At 73.3% G+C, this 23,935-nt stretch carries 21 protein-coding genes and 1 pseudogene; 13 read left to right on the forward strand and 9 right to left on the reverse strand.

Annotated elements, in window-relative coordinates; translation table 11 throughout:
• Window positions 1-73: 73 nt before the first annotated feature.
• Together OGH68_RS34760 and OGH68_RS34765 are read right to left on the reverse strand one after the other, a co-directional pair.
• Window positions 74-745, reverse strand: a complete 672-nt coding sequence (locus OGH68_RS34760; RefSeq protein WP_264249513.1) for a hypothetical protein — start codon at window positions 743-745, stop codon at window positions 74-76.
• Window positions 730-2,412 (reverse strand): serine/threonine-protein kinase, encoded by a 1,683-nt coding sequence (locus tag OGH68_RS34765; protein ID WP_264249514.1) that lies wholly within the window; start codon window positions 2,410-2,412, stop codon window positions 730-732. Before OGH68_RS34765 ends, OGH68_RS34760 begins: the two co-directional genes overlap by 16 nt.
• 214 nt (window positions 2,413-2,626) lie before the next feature.
• On the opposite strand from OGH68_RS34765, the gene OGH68_RS34770 reads away from it, so the two are divergent.
• On the forward strand, window positions 2,627-3,784 hold the full coding sequence (locus OGH68_RS34770; protein ID WP_264249515.1) for a S1 family peptidase: 1,158 nt from the start codon (window positions 2,627-2,629) through the stop codon (window positions 3,782-3,784).
• Window positions 3,785-3,856: 72 nt separating this feature from the next.
• Here the strand turns inward: OGH68_RS34770 and OGH68_RS34775 are convergent, their stop codons facing one another.
• Window positions 3,857-5,515, reverse strand: a complete 1,659-nt coding sequence (locus OGH68_RS34775; RefSeq protein WP_264249517.1) for an FAD-dependent monooxygenase — start codon at window positions 5,513-5,515, stop codon at window positions 3,857-3,859.
• Between the two features lie 247 nt (window positions 5,516-5,762).
• Here OGH68_RS34775 and OGH68_RS34780 point away from each other — a divergent pair, with 247 nt between their 5' ends.
• Together OGH68_RS34780 and OGH68_RS34785 are read left to right on the forward strand one after the other, a co-directional pair.
• Entirely contained in the window at window positions 5,763-6,383 is a 621-nt protein-coding gene (locus tag OGH68_RS34780; RefSeq protein WP_264249518.1) for a dihydrofolate reductase family protein, read from the forward strand.
• Between the two features lie 50 nt (window positions 6,384-6,433).
• Window positions 6,434-7,864 (forward strand): hypothetical protein, encoded by a 1,431-nt coding sequence (locus OGH68_RS34785; protein WP_264249519.1) that lies wholly within the window; start codon window positions 6,434-6,436, stop codon window positions 7,862-7,864.
• Window positions 7,865-8,016: 152 nt separating this feature from the next.
• Here OGH68_RS34785 and OGH68_RS34790 read toward each other — a convergent pair whose 3' ends face one another.
• Window positions 8,017-9,030 (reverse strand): PRC and DUF2382 domain-containing protein, encoded by a 1,014-nt coding sequence (locus OGH68_RS34790; protein WP_264249520.1) that lies wholly within the window; start codon window positions 9,028-9,030, stop codon window positions 8,017-8,019.
• 153 nt (window positions 9,031-9,183) lie between these two features.
• Here OGH68_RS34790 and OGH68_RS34795 point away from each other — a divergent pair, with 153 nt between their 5' ends.
• A complete protein-coding gene (locus OGH68_RS34795) occupies window positions 9,184-9,570 on the forward strand; it encodes a VOC family protein (protein WP_264249533.1) in 387 nt (128 codons plus the stop codon).
• Window positions 9,567-10,202: a TetR/AcrR family transcriptional regulator gene (locus OGH68_RS34800; RefSeq protein ID WP_264249535.1), complete on the forward strand. Its 636-nt coding sequence runs from the start codon at window positions 9,567-9,569 to the stop codon at window positions 10,200-10,202. Before OGH68_RS34795 ends, OGH68_RS34800 begins: the two co-directional genes overlap by 4 nt.
• Window positions 10,203-10,318: 116 nt before the next feature.
• Here the strand turns inward: OGH68_RS34800 and OGH68_RS34805 are convergent, their stop codons facing one another.
• Complete coding sequence (locus tag OGH68_RS34805; RefSeq protein ID WP_264249536.1) at window positions 10,319-11,203, reverse strand: LLM class flavin-dependent oxidoreductase; 885 nt, start codon at window positions 11,201-11,203, stop codon at window positions 10,319-10,321.
• 115 nt (window positions 11,204-11,318) lie between these two features.
• On the opposite strand from OGH68_RS34805, the pseudogene OGH68_RS34810 reads away from it, so the two are divergent.
• From OGH68_RS34810 to OGH68_RS34825, 4 genes and pseudogenes are all read left to right on the forward strand, one after another.
• A pseudogene (locus OGH68_RS34810) lies at window positions 11,319-11,855 on the forward strand (ornithine decarboxylase); the annotation flags it as partial.
• 59 nt (window positions 11,856-11,914) lie between these two features.
• Window positions 11,915-12,322, forward strand: coding sequence for a PP2C family protein-serine/threonine phosphatase (locus tag OGH68_RS34815; protein WP_264250432.1), 408 nt, complete (start codon window positions 11,915-11,917; stop codon window positions 12,320-12,322).
• Window positions 12,323-12,519: 197 nt separating this feature from the next.
• Complete coding sequence (locus OGH68_RS34820; RefSeq protein WP_264249537.1) at window positions 12,520-13,248, forward strand: SDR family NAD(P)-dependent oxidoreductase; 729 nt, start codon at window positions 12,520-12,522, stop codon at window positions 13,246-13,248.
• Window positions 13,249-13,411: 163 nt separating this feature from the next.
• Window positions 13,412-15,634, forward strand: a complete 2,223-nt coding sequence (locus tag OGH68_RS34825; RefSeq protein ID WP_264249538.1) for a catalase — start codon at window positions 13,412-13,414, stop codon at window positions 15,632-15,634.
• Window positions 15,635-15,664: 30 nt separating this feature from the next.
• Here OGH68_RS34825 and OGH68_RS34830 read toward each other — a convergent pair whose 3' ends face one another.
• A complete protein-coding gene (locus OGH68_RS34830; RefSeq protein WP_264249540.1) occupies window positions 15,665-16,405 on the reverse strand; it encodes a class E sortase in 741 nt (246 codons plus the stop codon).
• Window positions 16,406-16,626: 221 nt separating this feature from the next.
• Here OGH68_RS34830 and OGH68_RS34835 point away from each other — a divergent pair, with 221 nt between their 5' ends.
• Both OGH68_RS34835 and OGH68_RS34840 read left to right on the forward strand, forming a co-directional pair.
• Window positions 16,627-17,124: a helix-turn-helix transcriptional regulator gene (locus OGH68_RS34835; protein ID WP_264250433.1), complete on the forward strand. Its 498-nt coding sequence runs from the start codon at window positions 16,627-16,629 to the stop codon at window positions 17,122-17,124.
• A gap of 55 nt (window positions 17,125-17,179) precedes the next feature.
• Window positions 17,180-17,629, forward strand: a complete 450-nt coding sequence (locus OGH68_RS34840) for a VOC family protein (RefSeq protein ID WP_264249542.1) — start codon at window positions 17,180-17,182, stop codon at window positions 17,627-17,629.
• Window positions 17,630-17,659: 30 nt separating this feature from the next.
• On the opposite strand, the gene OGH68_RS34845 is transcribed toward OGH68_RS34840, so the two are convergent.
• The 3 genes from OGH68_RS34845 to OGH68_RS34860 all read right to left on the reverse strand — a co-directional run bounded on the left by OGH68_RS34845 (window position 17,660) and on the right by OGH68_RS34860 (window position 21,676).
• Window positions 17,660-18,790 carry an FUSC family protein gene (locus tag OGH68_RS34845; protein WP_264249543.1) on the reverse strand — a complete coding sequence of 377 codons (1,131 nt, stop codon included), beginning with the start codon at window positions 18,788-18,790 and terminating at the stop codon, window positions 17,660-17,662.
• A 383-nt stretch (window positions 18,791-19,173) separates the two neighbouring features.
• Window positions 19,174-20,055 (reverse strand): diacylglycerol/lipid kinase family protein, encoded by an 882-nt coding sequence (locus OGH68_RS34855; RefSeq protein ID WP_264249544.1) that lies wholly within the window; start codon window positions 20,053-20,055, stop codon window positions 19,174-19,176.
• A gap of 28 nt (window positions 20,056-20,083) precedes the next feature.
• Complete coding sequence (locus OGH68_RS34860) at window positions 20,084-21,676, reverse strand: FAD-binding oxidoreductase (protein ID WP_264249545.1); 1,593 nt, start codon at window positions 21,674-21,676, stop codon at window positions 20,084-20,086.
• An 82-nt stretch (window positions 21,677-21,758) separates the two neighbouring features.
• On the opposite strand from OGH68_RS34860, the gene OGH68_RS34865 reads away from it, so the two are divergent.
• Both OGH68_RS34865 and OGH68_RS34870 read left to right on the forward strand, forming a co-directional pair.
• Complete coding sequence (locus tag OGH68_RS34865) at window positions 21,759-22,358, forward strand: TetR/AcrR family transcriptional regulator (protein ID WP_264249546.1); 600 nt, start codon at window positions 21,759-21,761, stop codon at window positions 22,356-22,358.
• Entirely contained in the window at window positions 22,355-23,935 is a 1,581-nt protein-coding gene (locus OGH68_RS34870; RefSeq protein WP_264249547.1) for a glycerol-3-phosphate dehydrogenase/oxidase, read from the forward strand. The genes OGH68_RS34865 and OGH68_RS34870 overlap by 4 nt, the downstream gene beginning before the upstream one ends.

Consider the following 23,935-nt stretch of genomic DNA (forward strand, 5'->3'; position numbering starts at 1 on the left):
CTGCCTTGCGCGATGTCCAGAGCATTGTCGAAGCGCTTCAATGAAATGCGTGTGCAGTGAATGAGTCCATGCGTCACGGACAGCGGTAGACGAACGACGCGTCGGCGGTGTGCCGGGACGGCGAAATGATGTGGAGCTCGGCGCCGGCCCGGTACTCGCCCCTGCCGTGGAACGTCCACAGCAGGTGCAGACGGGCCTGCTGCCGGCCGCGGGTCACCTCGTGGCGCAGCACGCCCGAACGGGTTCCGTCGCTGCGCACCCACCGGTACGTCAGCGTGCCCGGCCGTCCGTCGGTGCGCACCACGCCCACGACATCGACCGTCCCGTCGCAGCCCGGCCCCTCGGGCGGCGCCGTCACGGTCACGTCCCGCACGGCCACCCGCGGTCCGAACCGCTGCCAGGCGAGGAAACCGAGCACGAGCGCCAGGACGAGAGCGGCCGAGGCGTACCGCCGCATCGCACGGCGTCGCCGGTGCGGGGGCCGGCCCGGGGCGGCCTGCTGACCCGCGAGCGTCCCGTGCCACACGGCGGCGGCCGTGGGCCCGCCGCCGTGCTGCCGGACGGACGCGGTCACACCGGGGCCGAAGCGCAGCACGTCGCCCTCGACCCGGTCGGGAACGGCAGCAGGCCCGGGCCGCTGGAACCAGTGGCTCGCCAGCTCGGTCGCGCTGTAGTCGTAGTCGTAGTCGCAGCCGTGGTCGTCGTCGCCGGGAGGCGCGGGCCGGTGGTTCACGGGATCGGGCACCCCCTCCTGGTCAGCAGCTGACGGGTGGAAACGCCGCTCGCCGCCGCGGGACCGGTGCTCGCCCGGACGGTCCAGTAGCAGCCCGTGCCCTGGTACGTGTGGTCCAGTGCCAGGGTGTAGCCGGTGGCGCCGCTCCGCTCGAACGACTCGGTGCTCTCGGCGGCCCCCGGTTCGCCTTTCACGTCTCCGGTGGACCAGGAGACGGTGATCGTCACCGGGCCCGTTCCGTCCGTCACGACCTCGACGGTGGCGGCCGCTGTCGCCGTACCGGTCTGCCGGAAGCCGGTGACGTCGACGGACTTCACCCGCACGGGAACGACCGTCGGCGGCGGACTGCTGACCGGCCGGGCCGGCGGCTGAGAGGGTGGCACGGAAGGCGGTGCGGCGGACTCCGTCGGCGTGGCGGACGTGGCGGACGTGGCGGATGTGGCGGGCGAGGGCGCGGAGGGCCCGGTGTCCGCGCTCGCGGAGGCCGGGGGAGAGGCGGGAGCCGGTGAATCCGCCGGTCCCGGCGCGCCGGTGGTCCCGCCCGCCTCCGTGGACGGCGCACCGCCCCCGGACGGCAGTGCGCTGGTGGTGGCGACCGCCCGGGCTGCCGTCTCCGGCGAACCTCCCTCGCCCGCCCGGGCACTGACGGCGATCGCGGCCGCGACGGCCAGGGCGGCCGCCCCCGCGAGGGCCTTGCGCAGCGCCGGCGGCAGCCGTCCGGCGGGGTGGGCCCCGGTGCCGATGCCCGCGCCTTCACCCGTGCCTTCGCCGATCGCGGTCGTGGCGGTGTCGGCCGCTTCGGCGGCCCGGCCGCCCGAAGGCAGCAGCAGGGGCAGCAGCGCGGCCAGCGCCGCCAGTCTGCGCTGCCCGCGCTCCTCCCAGTCGGGGCCGTACGCCGCTCCCGCGATCTCCTCGAGTTCGGCCACGAACGCCGCCGCGTTCGCCGGCCGCCGGCCGGGCGACTTGGCAAGTCCCCGGCGGATCAGGGGCCTTACGGGCTCCGGCGCGTCGTCCTCGGGGACGGGCGCGCCGATGTGCTGGAGCGCCAGCTCCGCGATGTTCTCGCCGCGGAACGGCTTGTGGCCCGTGAGGCATTCGTAGAACGTCGCGGTGGCCGCGTACACGTCGGCCGCGGGCGACGCGGGCTCGCCGTGCCACTGCTCGGGGGCCATGTAGGCGGGTGTGCCCGCCACGCCCGGCGTGGTGCCGCGGCCCGCGGCGATGCCGAAGTCGACGAGCTTGGACGAGCCGTCCACCGCCACCAGCACGTTCTCCGGCTTGTAGTCCCGGTGGACCACCCCCGCGCCGTGGGCGGCGGCCAGCCCCAGCAGCGAACCCTTCAGCACCGCCAGCGCCGCCTCCGGGCCGGTCGCGCCCTCCCGCAGCAGCAGGGCGCGCAGCGCGACCCCGTCGACCAGCTCCATCACGATGGCCGCGCCCTGCGGGGACTCGACGTACTCGTGCAGCCGCACCACGTACGGGGAGTCGAGGCCGCCCAGCAGCTGGGCCTCCGCGCGGAACTCCCGTACGAAGCCGGTGTCCGCGCGCAGCCGCTCGTTGAGGTACTTCACCGCCACCGGAACGCCGGTGGCGTCGTGCACGGCGAGCACGACACGCCCGCATCCTCCGGAACCGAGCTCCCGGGATTCCGTGTACCCGGGCACCGACCAGGTGTTCATGGTGTTCCCCCCGCCCTGGCGCTGTCTACGGCACAGACACATTTCCCCGCACGGCCGGTTCCCGCCGGGATCCGGGCAATTCCGGCGCGCACCGCACTTGGCATGGACCTGCTCCCGCAGTTCGGTTACGCTCCGCCGGGGCGCACCTGAGAGCGCTCTCAGGTGCGGCCTGTTCCATCCCCCACATCGCTGGAACAACCGAAAGGTCAACCCCTTGAGACGCACGACAGTCATACGCACGGGCCTGTCCGCACTCCTCCTCCTGGGTTCCTGGGCCGCCGTCGGGTCCGGGCCCGCCGCCGCCTCCACTTCCGCCTCCTCCGTCCCCGCGCCGGAGTCCCGGCTCTCCACCGGTCTCCTCGAGGCCATGCAGCGCGACCTCGGCCTCGACGAGGCCGGGGCGAAGGCCCGCCTGGCGGCGGAGGAGAAGGCCGCCGCTGTCGAAGGAAAGGCGCAGCGCGCCGCCGGAAAGGCCTTCGGCGGTTCCTGGTTCGACGCCGGCAGCGGAAAACTGACCGTGGCCGTCACCGACTCCGGCAAGGCCCGTGGCGTACGGGCGACGGGCGCCGACGTCCGCCTCGTGTCCCACAGCGCGAAGCAACTCGACTCCGTCAAGCGGGAGATCGACGCACTGAAGGCGCCCGCCGGCGTCAGCAGTTGGCACGTCGACCCGAAGGTGAACCGGGTCGTGGTGAACGTGGTCGCCTCGGAGCGGGCTGACAACGATGTCCAGGCATTCCTGGACCGGGCGGAGGACGCCGGCCCGGTCGCGGTCGAGGAGATCTCGCAGGCGCCGCAGCCGTTCGCCGCGGGCACCGTCGGCGGCGACCCGTACTACACCGGCAACGTCCGCTGCTCCATCGGCTTCTCCGTCCACGGCGGCTTCGTCACCGCCGGGCACTGCGGACGGGCGGGAGCCGCCGTGCGCGGCTGGGACGGCTCGTACATCGGCACCTTCCAGGGCTCGTCGTTCCCGGGTGACGACTACGCCTGGGTCAACGTCGGCAGCGGCTGGTGGACCGTCCCCGTGGTCCTCGGCTGGGGAACCGTCCCCGACCAGCTGGTCCGCGGCTCGGCCGAGGCCCCGATCGGCGCCTCCGTCTGCCGCTCCGGCTCCACCACCCACTGGCACTGCGGCAACGTCCTCGCCAAGAACGAGACCGTCAACTACAGCCAGGGCGCCGTCCATCAGATGACCAAGACGAGCGTCTGCGCCGAACCGGGCGACTCCGGCGGCTCGTTCATCAGCGGCGACCAGGCGCAGGGCGTCACCTCCGGCGGCTGGGGCAACTGCAGCACCGGCGGTCAGACCTGGCACCAGCCCGTCAACGAGATCCTCGGCCGCTACGGGCTGCGCCTGCACACGGCCTGACGAACGGACGGCCGCCACGGCCGGGCCGCTCGCACCCCCGTGCGACCGGCCGTCGTGGCCGCCGCGGCCGGGTCACGCAGCCGCGTGGCCCGGCCCGCCGGCGGGGGTCCGGATCCCGAGGACCCGGCCGAGGTGCGCGGCGAACTCCGGCGCGGCGGGCGGCGACTGCCGCAGGCCCACATGGCCGTCGGGGCGCAGCAGGATGCCCGTCGGGCCCGTCACGTGGTAGACGCGCCGGAACTCGCCCCGGCTGTCCCGCCACGCTGGCAGGCCCGCGCCGCCGTCGGCCGCATCGGCACCGAGTACGAGACAGGAGCTCACCTGCCCGTGCGTCAGCCGCCCGGTCTCCGCGGCCACTCGCGCCGAACGCTCCAGCGAGCCGGGGTCGTCCGCGTAGAGCAGCAGCGTGTGCGTGTCGTGGCCCCGGAGCGCGTCGAACAGCCGGACCGGGAACGTGGCGACCGGTCCGAGGAGACCACCGCAGTCCGGCGCCCGGTCACCGGCGTCCGGACCGTCGTGCCCCACGGCGGCCGGGCCGACGACCGGGCTGCCCCGGTAGCCGACCAGCAGCTGGGCCTCCCGCAGCAGAAGCGTGCGACGGTCCTCCGGATCGGCCTGGACCCCGCCCGCGGTCGCATGCCGGACCGTGCGTCCCACCACCTCCTCGCCGACGGGTCGGCGCTCGGCGTCGTAACTCTCCAGCAGCCGCGGACCGGCGGCGCCGGCCACCGCGAGGGCCAGCTTCCAGGCCAGGTTCCAGGCGTCCTGGATACCGGTGTTCATGCCCTGCGCACCGGTCGGCGGATGGATGTGCGCGGCGTCGCCCGCGACGAACACCCTGCCTCGCGAGTAGCGGTCCACGAGCCGGTGGCTGATCCGGAACACCGACGACCAGCGCAGCGCGGAGGCTGTGGTGGGCTCCGGCGCGAGACGGTCGAGTACGGCCTGGACATGTTCGAGCCCGGGGGCACGGCCACTCTCGAGCCCGTGGGCCACCCGATCCCCGTCCGGCTGCCGTTGTACGGACAGTTCGGGCGGGACGAGCATCGACATGCGGTAACGGGAGCGCCCCGGCAGCGGGATGCACACCAGCAGGTCGTCGGTGGCGCCGTCGCCGCGGTGCAGGGCCCGCACCCCGTAGCCCGCCGGCAGGCTCCAGTCCACCTCCACGTCCGCGAGCATGTACTCCTCGGGGAACGCACCGCCTTCGAAGGTGAGCCCCAGCGACTTGCGGACGATGCTGTGGGCACCGTCGCAGCCCACCAGGAAACGGGATCTGACCTCCTCCTCGCGGCCTGACGGCGTGGTGATCCTGCACCACACCCCCTCGTCGTCCTGCTCGAAGGACACCAGCTCCACGCCCCGTTCGATCCCGGTGTCCCACCGGGCCAGGTGCTCCTCGATGATCCGCTCCGTCTCGTACTGAGGCAGCGCGGCGAAGCCGTACGGGACGTCCGGCGGCAACGAGAGCTCCACGCGCGCCTGTTCCGCACCGTTCACGTACATCAGCTGGCCGCGCATCGGCACCGCGGCGTCCAGAGCGGCGCCGACCATGCCCATCCGGTCCCAGATCTCCAGGGTCCTGGGCTGGATGCCGACGGCCTTCGCGTACGGCAGGCGGGCCGGCAGTCTGTCGATGACGCGGCACCCCACACCCCGCCGCCGCAGCTCCGCCGCGGCGGTCAGCCCGACCGGCCCCGCGCCCACCACCAGAACATCGGTGTGCACCACTGGCATCTCCCTCGAAGAGGCCCCCTGCGTGCCGACGGGTTCCACCCCTGTCTCTCATGGTCGCCCGGTGGCGGGCGTCCGGCGACCCGGCGGTCCCACCAGACGGCAGACCCGGCGGAGCCCCGCCGTGCACCCGCGGCGGCACGCTGAAAGAAGCCGCGGATCTTCTGCCCGACGATGTCGAATCGGCCCCGCCCCGATCGACGCACGGGTGAGAACGTCGCACACCGCACCGAAGGAGCTTCGTATGACGACGACCGTCACCGCCGATCTGGCCATGTCCCTGGACGGCTTTGTCGCCGGAACGGACATCGGCCCGGACAACCCCGGAGGCAACGGCGCACAGGCGCTGTTCCACTGGATCCACGACCTCGCGTCGTGGCGCGAGCGCCAGGGCATGACCGGCGGCGAGGACAACCAGGACTCCGAGATCATGCGCGAGTGGTTCGACTCGACCGGGGCCGTCGTGATGGGGCGGACGATGTACGACACCGGTGAGGAACCGTGGGGCGACAACCCGCCCTTCCGCTCTCCGGTGTTCGTCCTCACCCACCGTCCGCGTCAGCCGCTCGTCAAGGAGGGCGGCACCACGTTCACATTCGTCACGGACGGCATCCACAGCGCGCTGGAACAGGCGAAGGCCGCCTCCGGCGGGCGCAATGTCGACATCGCGGGCGGCGCCGCCACCGTCCAGCAGTATCTGCGGGCAGGGCTGATCGACGAACTGCAACTCCATGTGGTTCCGGTGCTGATGGGCGCGGGGCTGCGGCTGTTCGACAACCTGGGGACGCGGCAGCGGCGCCTGGAGGCCGTCAGGGTCGTCGGCACCCCCGGCGCCACACACCTCAAGTACCGCCTCCACGGGTAGCATCGCCACGGTCGTCCGGCCCGGTTCACGGAACCGGGTACGGTGCTGATGTGCTGATCACAGGGGAGAACGGGAAGAATCCGGAACCGGGGACGGCGCTGCTCCTCGCGGCCGCCCCGGCCGGCAAGGGGCGGCTGATCGACGCGGCGTCGGTGCTGCCCGCGCTCGCCGCCGTACCGGCGGACATCCTCGCCGGTACGGCCGGAGCCGCGTCGGCCACCGTGATCGAGCTCGCCGACCCGCTCGATCCCCAGACGGTTCTCACCCGTATCCGTGCCGCCGCGGCGGCACCGGGACCGCTGCACCTCTATCTCGCCGGGCAGTTGCACGTGGACCGCAAGCAACGGCTGCTGCACATGGCCCTCGCGCGGACGGCCCCGGCGACGCTGCGCTACACCGGACTGCCCTGGCACTGGCTGGCCGGCGAGATCAAGGCCCGGCGGCCGGGCTCCACCACGGTCGTCCTCGATCTCGTCGCCGACGCGGAAGCGTGGCGGCAGGTCACCGGTGGTCACATAGGCCTGGGCGACGGAACCCGGGTGTACGGGCGGATCGCCCCCGCGTCCGGCAGGCGCCGGGTCGCTGCTCCCGTCCATCTGAAGGCCGTGGCGGGGATCTGGCGCAGCGGGGCGCGTCCGGCCCTTCCTGAGCTGCACGGACAGGCCGCCGCGCAGGCCGCGGCCGAGAACGGTCCGGACGGCGCGCTGCTGTTCGGCGTCACGACGGCCGGCCCGGCCCACACACACGCCCCGCACGCGCAGCAGGCCCCGCACGCACAGGCCCACGCGCAGGCACCGCAGACACAGGCCCACATACCGGGCCACACGCCGGCGCCCCTGCCCGTGGCCGTTCCCGTGCCCGGGCAGGTGGCCGTTCCCGCCGCGGCTGACGACGCCGCCCCGCCGCGGGCCTCCGGGGCCGAACCCGCCGTTCCCGCCGAACCCGCCGCAGTCGCGCCGCGAGCGCCGGGGGCCGAACCGCCGCAGGCACCCGCGGCCGGATTCGCACCAGGGACCCAACCGCCCAGGAGCGATCCGCATCCGGCGATCCTCGCCGCCGCCCGGGCCGGACGCCACGCCGAGGCCGCCGCCGCGGCCGCGGCGCGGGAGAACGAGGCCCTGCGCCTCCACGGCCCCGGCTCGGTCCAGGTCCTGCACTGGCTGGAGGTACGGGCGGACCTGGCACGGCTCGCCCAGCACCCGGCCCGCAGTTGCGAGTTGTGGATGACCGCCGCGGACGTGCGGCTGGGACGGCAGCAGACCGCGGACGATCCGGACGTCGAGGCGGCCGTGGACCGCGCCCACCACCAGTGGGAGCAGATCAGGGACGCCGCCCGGGCCCGCCGGCTCGCCCCGGCCCTGGTCGCCTTGCGACGCCGTGTGCCCGGCCGGCAGCGCGGCGCGCTCAGACTGCTCCAGCGACGCCTGGAGCAGCTCCACGAGGAGCGGCCGGGAACGCTGCCCGCCGCGCCGACGCGCTGACGGTGCGTCGGCGGTGCACAACCGCCGAGGGAGCCTGACCGGTTGCAGGAACCGAGGGCGCCTGACCGGTTCCAGGAACCGTCAGGCGCCCTCGGCTTGCTTCGGCCGCCCCCGTCGCCCCGTTTCTGCCGGCGCTCGCGCCCCGTCCCGCGTCAGGCGGCGCCGCCCGGGCCGCCGCGTTCGTGCTTCTCGCGGGAGGCCTGCTCCGCGGCCTTGTCCGGCATGTCGGCCTCGATCCGCTCCTTGCGGACCCGGCCCTTGACCGTCTCCTCCTCGATGCGCTCTTCGGTGGTCAGCCGGACGCGCTCGACCGGCTCGACGCGGGTCTCCACCACCGGCCGGTCCTCGTACAGCGTGACCTCGTAGTCGGCCTCGGAGATCTCCGGCCCGGACAGCGCGGCACCCCTGTTCTTCTCGGTGATCGGCTCGCGCTCCACACGGACCTCGTCGTGGCGCAGCGGAATGGTCTGCTCCTGCTCCTCCGCCACGACGTACTTGTGCAGGCGTGCCCTGCCGACCTCGTGGCGTTCGGTGCCGACGTGCATGGTCTCCTCGGACCGTGTCATCGCCGTGTCGGTCTCGCCCTTGCGGTCCCGGCCCGCCATGTCACGGCGGTCGCCCGCCAGATCACGGCCGTAGGGTTCGCCGGCCGCCGCCGTACGCCCGCGGGCGGGGGTCTCGCCGGCCATGCCCTCGCCGGACGTCGCACGGCTCCTGCCCGCCATGCCTGCCGCGCCGGCAGCCCCTGCCGCACCTGCAACACCCGGGCCCGTCGTACCGGCCGCACCGGTCCTGTCCGATTGGGCCCGGCCTTCGGAGGGCTCGTTGGCGCGCTTCCACGCGGCGTCCCAGTCGATGCTGTAGTGGCGGTACAGCCGCTGCTCCTCCTGCGCCGAAAGGTGACCACCGGCGTCGACGTCGACGTTCGGCGCGTCCTTGATCTTGTCCTTCGGGTAGGGCACCTCGAGGTGGTCCCCGACCATGTGCGCGTCGCGGATCGGTACGAACGACTCGTTGCTGCCGAACATGCCCGTCTGCACGCTCACCCAGTCCGGTTCCCCGGTGGCATCGTCGAGGAAGACATGCTTGGTGTTGCCGACCTTGTTGCCGTCGGCGTCGTAGACCGGGTGGTCGAGCACATTGCGGATCTGTGCTTTGGTGATCACTTTTCTTCCTCCTTCTACGGCGTCCCTCAGGCCGTGTAACCACCCCAAAAAGGGGCTAAACGGCACGTGGATTCGTGGATGCCGCCCTTGTCAAGAGGCTCGAACGCCGATTACAATCCGAACCGGAACATAATTGAATGGAGGGGGAACATCATGCGGGTGAAGGACTTCGACCACCTGGTGCTCAATGTCCAGGACGTCGAGCGCTCCCTGGAGTTCTACTGCGGACCGCTCGGCCTCGAGCCCGTCCGCGTGGAGGAGTGGCGGGCCGGCAAGGCGCCGTTCCCGTCGGTCCGGGTCAGCCCGGTCACCATCGTCGATCTCGTCGGCCGGCCCCGAGGCGAGTCGAACGTGGACCACATATGCCTCGTCGTCGACCCGCTGGACTGGCAAGAGGTCGTCGACTCCGGGGTGTTCACCGTCCTGGAGGGTCCGGTCGGGCGCTACGGCGCCCGCGGCGACGCGCAGTCGATCTATGTGCGGGACCCCGACGGAAACACCGTCGAGCTGCGCTGGTACCCGCAGGACGGCGAGCGGTGACCCCCGCCGCGGCCGGCCGCCCGCGCGACCCGGCGATCGATGCCGCGGTGGTGGCGGCGACCCTCGACGTGCTGCGCGAACACGGGTATGCCGGGTTCTCGCTCGAGGCGGTCGCGGCCAGGGCCGGCACGACGAAACCGTCCGTCCGGCGACGATGGCCCACCCGCCAGAGCCTGGTGATCGACGCCCTCGCCTCCGTCCTGGTCACCCCGCCCGTGCCGGACAACGGCTGCACCCGCTGCGACCTCACCCAGAGCGTCGGCCTGCTCGCGGAGGCGCTGCTCGACCGCCTCCCGGCGGGCGTCCTCGCCCCGCTGGTCGCGGACTGCGCCCACGACGCCGCCCTGCACCAGCGGTTGATCGACGTGCTGGTGCGGCCCAGCAGGCACGCCGCCGCGGTCGCCGTACGACGCGCCGTCGACCGCGGCGACCTGCGGGCCGGTGTCGACCCGGAGCTGCTGGTCGACCTGCTGGCCTCGGTGGTCTATCAGCGGGCCCTCTTCGGCGGGCCGGCGGCCGACCGGGCCGGCGCCCGCCCGCTGGTCGACCTGCTGTTGCAGGGCGTGGCGGTCGACTTCGGCCACCTGGTGCGGGTGAGCGAGCTGCCGGCCCATGCCAGGCACCGGCACTGACCACCCGTCAGGCAGCCCTTCCTGGCCGCCGTCAGGCCGCTCGGCCGCCGCCGGACGTCCCTCCCGGGCCGCCGTCGGGCCGCCCGTCCGACGCCGTCGTCGGTCCGGCCGCCGGATCAGCCGGAGGTACGGGGGACGAGCGGCCGGACCTCTTCGGCCACGAAGCGTACGAAGTCCTCCGGGGCGGGTTCGTCGGCCGTCGGCTGGAGCACCACGGTGTCCGCGCCCGCGTCCACCACGCGCTGTACGGCCTTCGCCACCGAGCCCGCGTCGCCCGCCACGCCGAGTTCGCCGCCGAGGGCGTGGCCCGAGCGCTCCAGCTCGGCCCTGAGCCGGTCCTCGGCGCCGGGGCCCGTCGCCGTGTGGAGATAGACGACGGTCTCGTGGCGGCCCGTGCGTCCGGCCGCTGCCCGCCCCTCTTCGACGAGCCGGCACGCCTCCCGTACCTGGTCGGGGGCCATCGAGGCGTCCAGGATCGTGCCGTCGGCCGCCTCGCCCGTCAACCGCAGCGAGCGCGGACCGGTGGCTCCCGCCAGCACCGGCGGCGCGGTGGCCGGCGGCCAGTCGAGGGCGACGTCGTCGAGCTTCACGTAGCGGCCGTCGACGGTGACCCGCTCACCGCTCAACAGGGCGCGCATCGCGGCGAGATACTCGCGCAGCAGCGTCAGCGGCGACTCGGCGCGCGCGCCGACCTGGCCCATCCAGTCCTGGACGCCGTGCCCGACGCCCAGTGCGATCCGCCCGGGGAAGAGCCGGTGCAGCGTGGCGGCCTCCATCGACGTCAGCGCGACGTTCCGCAACGGCACCGGGAGGAGGCCGACGCCCACCCGGAGCCGCTCCGACCAGGCGAGGGCGGCGGCGGCCGTGGCGATCCCGCTCTCCAGGAAGCAGTCCTCCCAGAGCCAGAGCTCTTCCAGCCCCGCGGCCTCCGCCGTGCGGACCACCTCCCGCAACCGCTCGGGAGGCAACTGCGGACGGAACACGGCGCCGAGAGTAGTCATGCAGCACAACTACCCGTTCCGGTAAGGCTTCGACAACCGGTTATCGGCGACCGCGTGTTCCGCCGGCCGGGCGGACGTCTCGTTTTCGTCCTGCCGCAACGGGAAGCGGAACCTCATGGACCACTCTCGGACTCCCGTACTGGAAGCGCTGGCCGCGTACCACGCGGAGCGCCAGACCCCCTTCACACCGCCCGGTCACAAGCAGCACCGCGGCGCGGATCCCCGGGTCCGGGCGGTACTGGGCGACGAGGTCTTCCGGTCCGACGTCCTCGCGATCAGCGGCCTCGACGACCGGACCTCCTCGCACCGGATCCTGGAGCAGGCACAGGAGCTGATGGCGGACGCCGTAGGGGCGGAGCGCACGTTCTTCTCCACCTGCGGCAGCTCACTGTCCGTCAAGGCGGCCATGCTCGCCGTCGCCGGACCGCACGAGAAACTCGTCGTCGGCAGGGACGCGCACAAGTCCGTCGTGTCCGGGCTCGTGCTCGCAGGCATCCGGCCCGTCTGGGTCGACCCGCAGTGGGACCCGGTCCGCCGCCTGGCGCACCCGCCCTCCGCGGACGCCTTCCGCGCCGCGCTGGCCCGCCACCCCGACGCGCGGGGAGCCCTGGTGACCACGCCCACCCCCTACGGGACGTGCTCGGACCTGGCCCATCAGCGCCGCCGCGGTGACGCACTGTCCTGGCCGGCGCCGACCGCCTGCTCGTCGACCTGAATCCGGGGCTCTTCGCCAGCTGTCTCTACGTCCAGATCGACCTCGCCGGCAGGCGTGCCTGCCTGGCCACGGCAGGCCACCTGCCGCCGCTGCTGCGCGGTCCCGACGGGAGCGCACGGCCGCTGGACGTGCCGCCCGGCCTGTTGCTCGGCATCGAACCGGCCTCCGACTACCGGTCGGTCGAGTACGCCCTGCCGTCCGGCGCGGTCCTCGCCCTGTTCACCGACGGACTGGTGGAACAGCCGGGCACCGACCTCGACGTTGCGATCGACGACCTCGTCCGCTCCCTGGCAGCCGGTCCCCGCGACCTCGAGACGCTGGCCGACCAGCTCATGAACCGTGCCCGCCCCTACGGCGACCGCACGGACGACACGGCCCTGTTCCTGCTGCGCCCCGCGCCGTGACACCTCCCGGCTCCAGGGGGCCGGGCGTCGAGGGAAGGCGCGGGCGCAGCCGGCCAGGGTCTAGAGTCCGAGCGCACACCCGTGCACCGACGTGCCGCGTGCACCGGGGCGCACCCGTGTGCCGACGCACACCCGCACACCGGCGCACATGGCCGCCGTTCCCGGCCCCGCGCCTTCGTCCGACCCCGGAGCCCGCCTTGCGCCAGCCACTCACCATCGTCACCGGCGGCAGCCGCGGTATCGGCGCCGCGGTCTGCGCCCGTCTCGCAGCGGAAGGCCACGACGTGGTGGTCGGCTACCGCTCCGACGCCGACGCCGCGCACGACGTCGCCAAGGCCGTCCGCGCGGCGGGCCGCAGGTCCCTGACGGTCCGGGTCGACACGGCGGACGAGGCGTCGGTCGACCGCCTCTTCGACAGCGCGGTGGAACTCGGCACCGTCACCGGGCTGGTGAACAACGCCGGCATCAGCGGCCCCAACGGCCGCCTCGCCGACGCCGACGCCGACGGCATGCGCCGCGCCCTCGACGTCAACGTATGGGGATATCTGCTCTGCGCCCGCCGCGCGGTCCGCGACATGACCCGCTCCGGCGGCGGCGCGATCGTCAACATCTCCTCCGCGGCGGCCACGCTCGGCAGTCCCGGCCAGTACGTCCACTACGCGGCCACCAAGGCCGCCGTCGACGCCATGACCACGGGGCTCTCCAAGGAGGTCGCCGCCGACGGCATCCGCGTCAACTGCGTGGCGCCGGGCACCGTCTGGACCGGCTTCCACGAGGACCCCCAGCGGCCGGCGAAGGTCGCGGCGGCCGTGCCCATGGGCCGGGCCGGACAGCCGCAGGAGATCGCCGGGGCTGTCGCATGGCTGCTCTCCGACGACGCCTCGTACACGACGGGTGCCGTCCTGCGCGTGGCGGGCGGCCTGTAGCCGTACCGCCCGGCAGCACACACCACGATCCGAAGCACCCCGCTTGATCCACCGGGATGGGGGTACTCAGGCTGCCCCGTGCCGCTCGCGGCAGAAGAATCGGCCGGGTATGTCCGAGACGGCGGTCACCCCGGCGTCCGGCACCCGACTTCGTGGAGGACGCATGAACCGGAAGGACTCCGGAACCGAAGGCGCCGTCCCGGGCAGGCCGTCGCCAGAGCCGCCCGTCGTCGACGAACCGACGGAACCCCGTCAACCCCTCCCGCCCAAGCCGGACCAGAGCGGCCCCGCGACCGTGAGCCCGACGGGCCGGGAGACCGGGGCCGACCAGGCGGCCGTCGCCCAGGGCGGCGCCTACCTCACCACCGCACAGGGCGCCCGGCTGCCCGACACCGACCACTCGCTGAAGGCCGGCGAACGCGGTCCGGTCCTGCTTCAGGACCACCATCTGCGCGAGAAGATCACCCACTTCGACCACGAGCGCATCCCGGAGCGGGTCGTCCACGCCCGCGGCGCCGCCGCCCACGGTGTCTTCCAGGGATACGGCACGGCCGCCGAGATCACCAAGGCGGCGTTCCTGGCCAAGGGGGTCGAGACACCGGTCTTCGTCCGATTCTCGACGGTGCTCGGCTCGCGGGGCTCCGCCGACACGGTGCGCGACACCCGCGGGTTCGCGACCAAGTTCTACACCAGCGAGGGCACCTTCGACCTCGTCGGCAACAACATCCCGGTGTTCTTCATCCAGGACGCCATCAAGTTCCCGGACATCATCCACGCCGGCAAACCGCACCCGGACCGCGAGATTCCGCAGGCGCAGAGCGCCCACGACACGTTCTGGGACTTCGTCACCCTGCACACGGAGGCCACCCACCACACGCTGTGGAACATGTCCGACCGCGGCATCCCCCGCTCCTTCCGCATGATGGAAGGCTTCGGTGTCCACACGTTCCGGCTCGTCAACGCCGCGGGCGCCACGACGCTGGTGAAGTTCCACTGGAAGCCGAAGCTGGGCGTGCACTCCATGGTCTGGGAGGAGGCTCAGATCACCGGCGGCATGGACCCCGACTTCCACCGCCGTGACCTCGCCGACGCGATCGAGGCGGGCGCCCACCCGCAGTGGGAACTCGGCGTCCAGACCTTCCCCGACAACCCGGAGCAGACCTTCGAGGGCATCGACCTCCTCGACCCGACGAACATCGTCCCCGAGGAACTGGCGCCGGTGCAGCCGGTCGGCCTGCTCACTCTGAACGCCAACCCCTCGAACTTCTTCGCGGAGACCGAGCAGGTGGCCTTCCACCCCGGTCACCTCGTCCCCGGCATCGACATCACGGACGACCCCCTGCTGTCCGGCCGGCTCTTCTCCTACCTCGACACCCAGATCAGCCGGCTCGGCGGCCCGAACTTCGCGCAGATCCCCGTCAACCGCACCCACGCACCCGTCAACGACATGCTGCGCGACGGCATGCACCAGACCGCCGTGCACCGGGGCGTGGCGCCCTACCGGCCCAACACGCTCGACGGCGGCTGCCCCTTCCAGGCCGGGGCCGACATGGGCGCCTACGTCGAGGTGCCGCGTGAGGTGCCGGCCGCGAAGAAGGTCCGGGAGGCACCGGACTCGTTCGCCGACCACTTCAGCCAGCCCCGCCGGTTCTGGCTCAGCATGAGCCCCGTGGAGCGGCAGCACATCATCGCCGCCTACTCGTTCGAGCTGGGCAAGTGCTATGAGCGGGCCGTCAAGGAACGCGGACTGCGGGTCCTCGCCAACATCGATCCGGAACTGTGCGCCGGCGTCGCGACCGCCCTCGGCCTGCCCGCCCCCGAGCCGTCACAGCCCCTCGCCACGGTCGAGCCGAGTCCGGCGCTGTCCCAGATCGGGCGGACCTGGCCGCTGGACGGACGCGTCATCGGCATCGTCGCCGACGCGGGCTGCGACCTCGAGGGAGTGCGTTCCGTGCGGCGGGCCGTGTTCGACGCGGGCATGGTGCCGCTGGTCGTCGCACCGGCCGGCGGGGAACTGAGCAGCGGCGGCGAGCCGGTCACCGTGCAGCGCACCTTCGCCACCGCCCGCTCGATCGAGTTCGACGCCGTCCTGCTCGCCGGCGCGCCCGGCCCGGCCGACGACGCGGCCGGCGCGCTCGACGCGAAGGCCGGTGACGCGGCGGCGGGGGGCGCCGGCGGGGCCGATCCGCGGGTGCTGCTGATGGTGTCGGAGGCGTACCGCCACGGCAAGGCCATCGGCGGCTGGGCGGGCGCCGATAGCGTTCTCACGGCGGCCGGGGTGCCCACGGACGCGCCCGGCGTGGTGACCGGCGACAGCGGGGACGCCACGCTCGCCGGGATCACCCGGCTGCTGGGCAGCCACCGTGTCTGGGAGCGCTTCGCCTGACTGGCCCCGGGAGGCGAGCGCCCGCCGCGCTCACGGGCGGGTCACGTCACGGAGCACGCCGATCTTGTCGATGCGATGCTCCGGGTTGCCCTTGTCGTCCCGCCAGAAATTGCCTGCCGCGTCGTCCTCGGGCGTCGCGCAGGTGGAGATGGTGATCATCGCCTTGGTGGGCCGCTCCCCGGGGCGGCCGGGCACCTCGGCCCGCTGTTCGGCCAGCGAGCGTTCCGAGCGGAACGACGTCTGCCGGGTCTCGGTGATCACGTACTCGTAGACCGAACCGCCCGCGCCGACGAAAACCGACTCGCCCTTGTCGAGCGACGGCAGGTCGCGCAGGGGGCCACCCGCGGACAGCCGGTGCGCGGTGACCAGGTAGTTGCCGATCTCGCCCGGGCCGACACCGCCGTGCTCACCGTACGGACTGGCGGCGACGCCGCGGTTCTGGATGCGGGTGCCGGGCCAGTCGTCGGTCGTGCCCTCGTACGGGACGACACGCAGGTCCTCCAGACCGATGGCCGGTATGGACAGCACGGCGGGCGCGGTCCGTGGCTCGGGCTCCGGGGTGGCACTGACCGGGGTGGCACTCACCGGGGGAGCGGCGGCAGCGGAGCCGGCTTCGGCGGGGGCGGTCTGCACCGGGACGGACGACGGCGCGGCGACAGGCGACGCGGCGGACGGACCGGCCGCCCCGTCTGCGGCAGCGCCGGCGCAGCCGACGACGAACGCGGCCACCACGCCGGCGACGGCGGCGGGAGCGATACGGGAAAGTCTCATGGGCAGCCGGACTCCGTAGCCGGGGTGGATCGGGCCGGAGCGGACGAGCCACGACCCCTTTCAAGGCGAAAACACCCGAATCCGATCAGATGTTCCACTGTCGGGTCAATGTCTGGCTGTGCCGGTCCGTTGATGCTCCTATTGCTGTCAGTGCCGCGTGCCAGCATGGTTGCGTGACCGATCTGGCCCATCTCCGACAACTGCGGCTGGCCAAGGACGCGATGGACCGCGACTGGGCCGAGCCGCTGGACCTCGAGGCGATCGCCGCGCACGCCGGATACTCCCGCTACCACTTCGTCCGGGCCTTCAAAGCCGTGTACGGGCAGACCCCCGGCCAGTATCTGACCCGCCGCCGGGTCGAACGGGCCGAGGAGATGCTGCGCACCGCCGATCTCTCCGTCACCGAGATCTGCGGGCTCGTGGGCTTCAGCAGCCTCGGGACGTTCTCCGCCCGTTTCAAGAAGCAGACCGGCCTGTCCCCGAGCGAGTACCGCGCCGAACACGTCGGTCGCGGCGCCGCGCTCATCCCCGGCTGCTACGCGATGCTCTGGGCCGGAGGATTCCCCCCGCCCGCCGGGCGCCCCGAGAACAGACGTCCGGAGCCCCGCGGTCCCCGGTCCAGCGGTTCGGAGCACGACGGTCCCCGGTCCAGCGGTCCGCGGTCCAACGGTTCGGAGCACGGCGGTTCCGATCACAGCAATTCTGAAGAAGCGGGCTGACTCGCCCCCCGCCTACCGTGGCAGCACCGCAGAAATCCGTTCGAGGAGCACGCAAATGATCAAGGGTCTTGCCATTTCCACCGTCTGGGTGCTGGACCAGGACCGCGCCAAGCAGTTCTATACCGAGAAGCTCGGCCTCGAGGTGCGTACGGACATGACGATGGGCGAGGGAGGCATGCGCTGGCTGACCGTCGGAGCCAAGGACCAGCCCGAGGTGGAGCTGACCCTCATGGTGCCGGGCACCCCCGCCATGGACCCCGAGTCCGCCGAGGCGGTGCGGACCCTCGTCTCCAAGGGCGTTCTCGGCGCGGGCGTTCTCGCCACCGACGACATCCACGGCGACTACGAGAAGCTGAAGGCACGCGGTGTGGAGTTCCTTCAGGAGCCGCAGGAGCGCCCCTACGGCACGGAGGCCATCTTCCGTGACGACTCGGGCAACTGGTTCTCCTTCACACAGCGGCGCAAGGACATGGACCTCGATCTCGACAAGGACTGGGCCTGCTGACACCGTCCCTGCGTGCGGCGGGCGCAGCCCTCAGCCGGGCCCGTCCCGGCCGGGACGGGCATCCAGCGTGTACAGCAGCTGCTGGGTCTGCGCTGCGAGCGCGCCGACCGCGGTCGCCGTCTCGTGGTCGTGGTCGGGAACACAGCCCTTGAGACGCCCGTGCGCCTCCCAGGCCCGCTTCATCGCCTCGCCGCGGGTTTCGCCGGCCGGCGGGGAGGCGAGCGCGGCGCGGTCCATGTCGCACGCGTCCGCCGCGGCACGCAGCAGCTCGGTGAGGAGACCGAGCACCGTGTCCGGCGGCGCGGCGAGCCGGCGCCACTCCCCGGCCGTGTCCACCAAGGTGCCCGTGAGGGACGCCAGACGGTCGACGATCCCGCTCCAGTAGGCGTCCCAGTCGTCCGGGGGAGGGGGCTCGTGACGCCGTAGCCGGTGGCCGGGGTTGAAGCGGTAACTCTCCCGCGTCCAGCCACGTGCCCTGTCCAGGCCCTCCACGGCTCCGCACAGCCGCTGCGCGCCCTCGTGCCACTGTCCGGCACTGGTCCGGTCGTAGCCGCTCTCCACGTCGTCGGCCACGGTCCTCATCAGCTGGGCACTGTCACGGCCGAGCCGGTCCAGGTTCTCCCGCACGTCACGGAGGTGGACCGGGGGCAGGACCAGGGCGTTCACACCGATGCCGATCAGCGCGCCGACGAGGGCCTCGAAGAGACGATGCGCGATCGCGGTCGTCGAGAAGGAGCTGTACGCCAGCACGAAGATGGCCGTCGTCGGCGCGTAGAGGCCCTGGTCCCCGAAGCGCGAGTAGTTCCCCAGCAGAACGGCCGGGGGAAGCGCGAGCGCCATCGCCGCCATGGAGTTCTCCGTGAGCGACGCGGCACCCGCCGCGAGCAGGGTTCCGATGCCGATGAGGGCCAGCTGCTGCGTCCCGGCGCGCAGCGACCGGTAGACGGTGCTCTGCACCAGGACCACGGCGGTCCAGGGCGCCATCAGCGCCATGGGCGCCTTCCACCACCAGCCGACCAGCGCCCATGCGAGGACGGCGGCACCGGCGGCCTTCAGCGACTGGACCGCCAGGTCCCGCTCCGGACCGGCCTCTGTCACGGCGCGGCGCACGGAGGTCCACACCCGCGCGCCTTCCCACGCCACCCATCGGTGCCATGCCACGGCCGGCTCCGCTCCTTCCGCCGCATCTGCACGGCGCGGGCGGGGCCCCGCGCCACCGGGACAACGGACGTGTAACCGGCAGACGCCGGCTGAATCGTGCCACGGGGGAACGTCGGGAGACATAGTCGGCGAGGAGCCGGTACGCGGTCGGGATGAACGTGTCGTGCCGGTGGTAGAGCCGGGTGGAGAGGGCGGCGAGGGCCCTGCCGGTGTCCGGGCAGAAGCCGAGGAACGCCTGCTGGCCGCTGGTCGCCCCCGAGTGGAAGTACATCTCCCCGTGGGCGGTCGGGGCGGCCGGCGTGTGCCCGTCGTGATGCCGGCGGGGCCGCGCCCCGGGCCGGGGTACCCCGCCGGCCCCGAGGACTCGCGGGACCGCGGCGGCGTCAGCGGATCACGTTCAGCGCGCCGGGCTGGACGCTCACCGTCACCGGGAGCGCCGCCTCGACCTCGCCGTCGGCGCCGTACGGAACGGCCCGGTCGGCCTCGATGCGGACCTCCCGGCCCCTGAGGACCTCCACTTCGGGGCGTGCGAGATGGGCGCCCGTCTTCAGTTCGTTCATCATCGTGAAGAACAGCCGCTTGGGGCCGTGCCGGATGACGACGACGTCCAGCAGCCCGTCGTCGAGCCGTGCGCCCGGGGCGATGTTGCGACCGAAGCCGTAGAAGCCCGAGTTGGCCGCCACGACCGTGTAGCCGCGCCGTTCGTACAGGGTGCCGTCGACCGTGATGCGGTACGCGGCCGGCCGCCAGCCCAGGACGGCACGCAGCCCGCCCGCGTAGTACGAGGCGGCGCCCCGCAGCAGCCGGGAGGTGTTGGCGTGCCGGTTGGCCACCGCGTCGACGCCCGCGTACACGCTGCCCAGAACCGATGTTTCGGCGTGGACCGCCGAGCTCACCCGGATGGTGTCGACCGGCCGCGGCGGGCCGTGCAGCAGGAGTTCGGCCAACGCGGCCGGCTCCGAGGGCAGGCTGAGCGCCCGTGCGAAGTCGTTGCCGCGTCCCGCCGGCACGATGCCGAAGGCGGCGCCCGTGCCGCTGAGCGCGCCGCCGACGCAGCCGGCGATGCCGTCACCGCCGACGGCGAGCACCACGTGCCCCTGCCCGCCCGCCTGCCGCGCCACCTCCCGGGCGTGTTCCAGGCTGCGGCTGTACTGCGTGTCGAGCCGCGCCCCGGCCTCCCTCAGGAGACGGGCCAGCGGCAGCAGGGCCGCCGTACCGCTCGACCCGCCCGCGGCAGGGTTGACGACGGCGGTGAACTGTCGCATGAATGCGCCTTTCAGGAGCAGTGGCCGGTCAGCGGAGGGGGACGAGCACGCCGGGGCTGAGCACCCCTGCCGGGTCGAGTTCGGCCTTGAGGGCCTGCAGGACGCGGACGCCCACCGGGCCGATCTCCCGCGCGTACCAGTCGCGGTGGTCGGTACCCACGCCGTGGTGGTGGCTGATGGTGCCGCCCGCGGCCAGGATCGCGTCGTTCGCGGCCCGCTTCGCCGGGCCCCAGTGGGCGACCGGGTCCTCACCCTGCGCCGAGACCACGGTGAAGTAAAGGGAGGCGCCGTTCTCGTACACGTGCGAGATGTGGCACATGACGAGCGGCGGCGTCCCCGCCTCGGTCAGCGTGGTGGTGAGTGCCTGGCGCACCTGCTCGTACAGGGCCGGAAGAGCGGACCAGAAGGCGGCAGTCTCCAGCGTCTCCGCGAAGGCGCCCGCGTCGAGCAGGGCATCGCGCAGATAGGGCGCGTTGTAGCGGCCGTGCGCCCAGCGGTCGCCCGGCTCCTCGCCGACGTACTCGCCGCCGCACGCCAGCAGCACCTCGCGGGCCCGTGCCCGCCGGTCCTCGGTGTCCGCCGCGCTGCCCTCGTAGCCGGCGATCGCCATGCACCCGGCGGACGGCCGGGCCACTGAGCTGCCGATCCTGTCGGGCTGCGCCAGTCCGACGAACGTCTCCGTCTCGTCCGACAGGCGCAGCACGGTCGGCCGGGGGCCGTCCTGCGCGAGCCTGCGCAGGGCAGCGGCCCCGGCCTCGAAGGACGCGAAGCGCCAGCCTTCGTAGACCCGGGTGGCCGGGAGGGGTCGTATCCGTACGGTCACGGAGGTGATCACCCCGAGCGCGCCCTCCGAGCCGAGGACCAACTGCCGCAGGTCGGGCCCGGCCGCCGAGCGCGGGGCACGCCCGAGTTCCAGCGTCCCTTCCGGGGTGGCGAGGGTCAGCCCGAGCACCATCTCGTCGAAACGGCCGTATCCCGCCGACGCCTGGCCACTGGAGCGGGCCGCGGCGAAACCGCCGACCGAGGCCCACTCGAACGACTGCGGGAAGTGGCCCAGCGTCCAGCCCCGTTCGTTCAGCAGCCGCTCGCACTCGGGCGCCCGCAACCCCGGCTGCACGGTCGCCGTACGGGAGATGTCGTCGAGGGCGAGCAGGGCGTCCAGCCGGCGCAGGTCGAGCGCGACGAAGGGGCGCTTGCCCTCGGGTGCCAGACCGCCGACGACGGAGGTGCCGCCGCCGAAGGGCACGACCGAGACCGCCTGCCCCGCGCAGGCTGCCAGTACGGCTGCCACCTCGTCGTGACTGCCCGGCAGCACGACCGCCGCGGGAATGTCCTCGACGTCACCGGCCCGGATCCGCAGCAGGTCGGGGGTGGACTTGCCCCGGGTGTGCCGGACACGGCTCTCGGCGTCGGTGCGCACCTGCGCCTCACCCACGCACTCGGTGAGTGCCGCGCGCGCGGCATCGGTGAGCGGGCACGGCGGTACGGCGATCCCGTCGAGCGAGGCGGGGCCGTTCTTGCGCGGTGTCACGCCGAGCAGATCGTGCAGCAGGCCGGTCACCGTGTCCGGAAGGGGTGCTGCCTTGGCCGGGTCGCCCCAGCCGCTCCACAACATGTCCACGCGCTGTTTCCTCACGTCGGTGTCACCGGACTCTGGCGGGGCGCACTGCCGCACGGCCTACCTGGGCATTACACTGTGACAGATGACGCCCATTCGTCACAACCACTCGGACGTGGACGCCGTCCTCGACGCGGCCCGGGACTGCGTCCTGGCCGTCGGCGTACGCCGGACCACGCTCACCGACATCGCCCGGCGCGCCGGGGTCTCCCGCATGACCCTCTACCGCCGCTGGCCGGATGTGCGCACGCTCGTCGGCGACCTGATGACCCGGGAGTGGATCGGTCTCGCCGTCGGCGCCATGCCCGACCACCGGCCGGACACCCCCGCGCGGCGCCGCGTCGTCGACGGACTCGTCGCGGGCGTCGCGGCCTTCCGCGCCCACCCGCTCTTCCACAAGATCATCGATGTGGACCCCGAGCTGCTGCTCCCCTACATTCTCGACCGCAGGGGCGCCAGTCAGGACGCCCTGCTGGAACTCCTCTCCGGCGGCCTCGCGGAGGGCCACGCCGACGGATCCGTCCGCCGCTTCCACCCCGAACGCCAGGCCCGCTCACTGCTGCTCGTCGTGCAGTCCTTCGCCCTGTCACTGCGCACGATGACCGAAGAGGCCGACCCCGAACTCGCCGACGCCGCCTTCCTCGACGAACTGCGGACCATCCTGGAGAGGACCCTCGCCCCATGAGCCGCCCCGACAGGCCCGCCACCCCGGCGCCCGCGTCCTCGCTGAACGCGGCCCGCCGCAGCCGCGAACTCGCCGAACTCGCCGACGGCGCCCAGGTCGACGTCCTCGTCGTCGGGCTCGGCGCCACCGGCGCCGGCGCCGCACTCGACGCCGCCTCCCGTGGTCTCACCGTCGCCGCGATCGACGCCCACGACCTCGCCTTCGGCACCTCCAGGTGGAGCTCCAAACTCATCCACGGCGGACTGCGCTACCTCGCCACCGGCCACCTCGACGTCGCCCACGAAAGCGCGGTCGAACGCGGCATCCTCATGGAGCGCACCGCCCCCCACCTGGTCCGCGCCCAGCCCTTCGTCATGCCGCTGACCCCGCTCGTCTCCCGCCGCCAGGCCGCACTGACCCGGGCGGGGCTGCGCGCCGGGGACCTGCTGCGCGCCGGCGCCCGCACCTCGCGCACCACGCTGCCCGCACCCCGCACCCTCTCCGCCGTCGAGACCCGGCACATGGCCCCGGTCCTGCGCCCGACGGGCCTGCGCGGCGGACTGCTCTCCTGGGACGGCCAACTCACCGACGACGCACGCCTGGTGATTGCCGTCGCCAGGACCGCCGCCGCCCACGGCGCCCGCGTACTCACCCGCACCCGCGCACTGGAGGTGACCGGCACCGGCGCCCGCGTCCGCGACGAACTCACCGGCGAGGAACTGCGGATCCGGGCCCGTACCGTCATCAACGCCGCCGGAGTGTGGGCGGGCGGCCTCGTCGACGACGTCCGCCTGCGCCCCTCCCGCGGCACCCATCTCGTGCTGCGCTCGGACGACCTGGGAGGCCTCGCCGCAGGCATGCACATCCCGGTCCCCGGGGAGTCCAACCGGTTCGTCCTCGTCCTGCCGCAGGGCGACGGCCGGGTGTACGTGGGACTCACCGACGAACCCGTCGAAGGGCCCGTCCCCGACGTGCCCGACGTTCCCGAGACCGACATCGGCTTCCTTCTCGACGTCCTCGGCTCCGCCCTCGACGTGCCGTTGGGCCGCGACGACGTGGTCGGCGCCTTCGCCGGACTGCGGCCGCTGCTGGACACCGGCGCGCCGGGCGGCTCCGGTGCCGGACGCACGGCCGACATCTCCCGCAGGCACGCGGTCCTCACCTCGCCGGGAGGTGTCGTCACCGTCGTCGGCGGGAAGCTCACCACCTATCGCCGGATGGCCCAGGACGCCGTGGACGCCGCCCTCGCCGCGGGCGGTCTGACCGCGGGCCCCAGCCGTACCGCCGCCACCCCCCTGGTCGGCGCGGCATCGCCCGGCGCGCTCGCCCGGCTCGGCGCACCCCGGCGCCTGGTCCGCCGCTACGGCGCCGAGGCCCCGGCCGTCCACGCGCTCGGCCTCGCCGACCCCGCCCTCGCCCGGCCCGTGGCCCCCGGGCATCCGGTCACCCGCGCCGAACTCGTCTGGGCCGTACGGCACGAGGGCGCTCTCGACGAGTCGGACGTCCTCGACCGCCGGACCCGGATCGGCCTGGTCGACCAGGACCGCCGAGCCGCGCACGAGGCGGCCCAGGAGGCGCTGGGGCGCTGCTTCTCCTGA

The organism is Streptomyces peucetius, assembly GCF_025854275.1.
Taxonomy (GTDB): Bacteria; Actinomycetota; Actinomycetes; order Streptomycetales; family Streptomycetaceae; genus Streptomyces; species Streptomyces peucetius_A.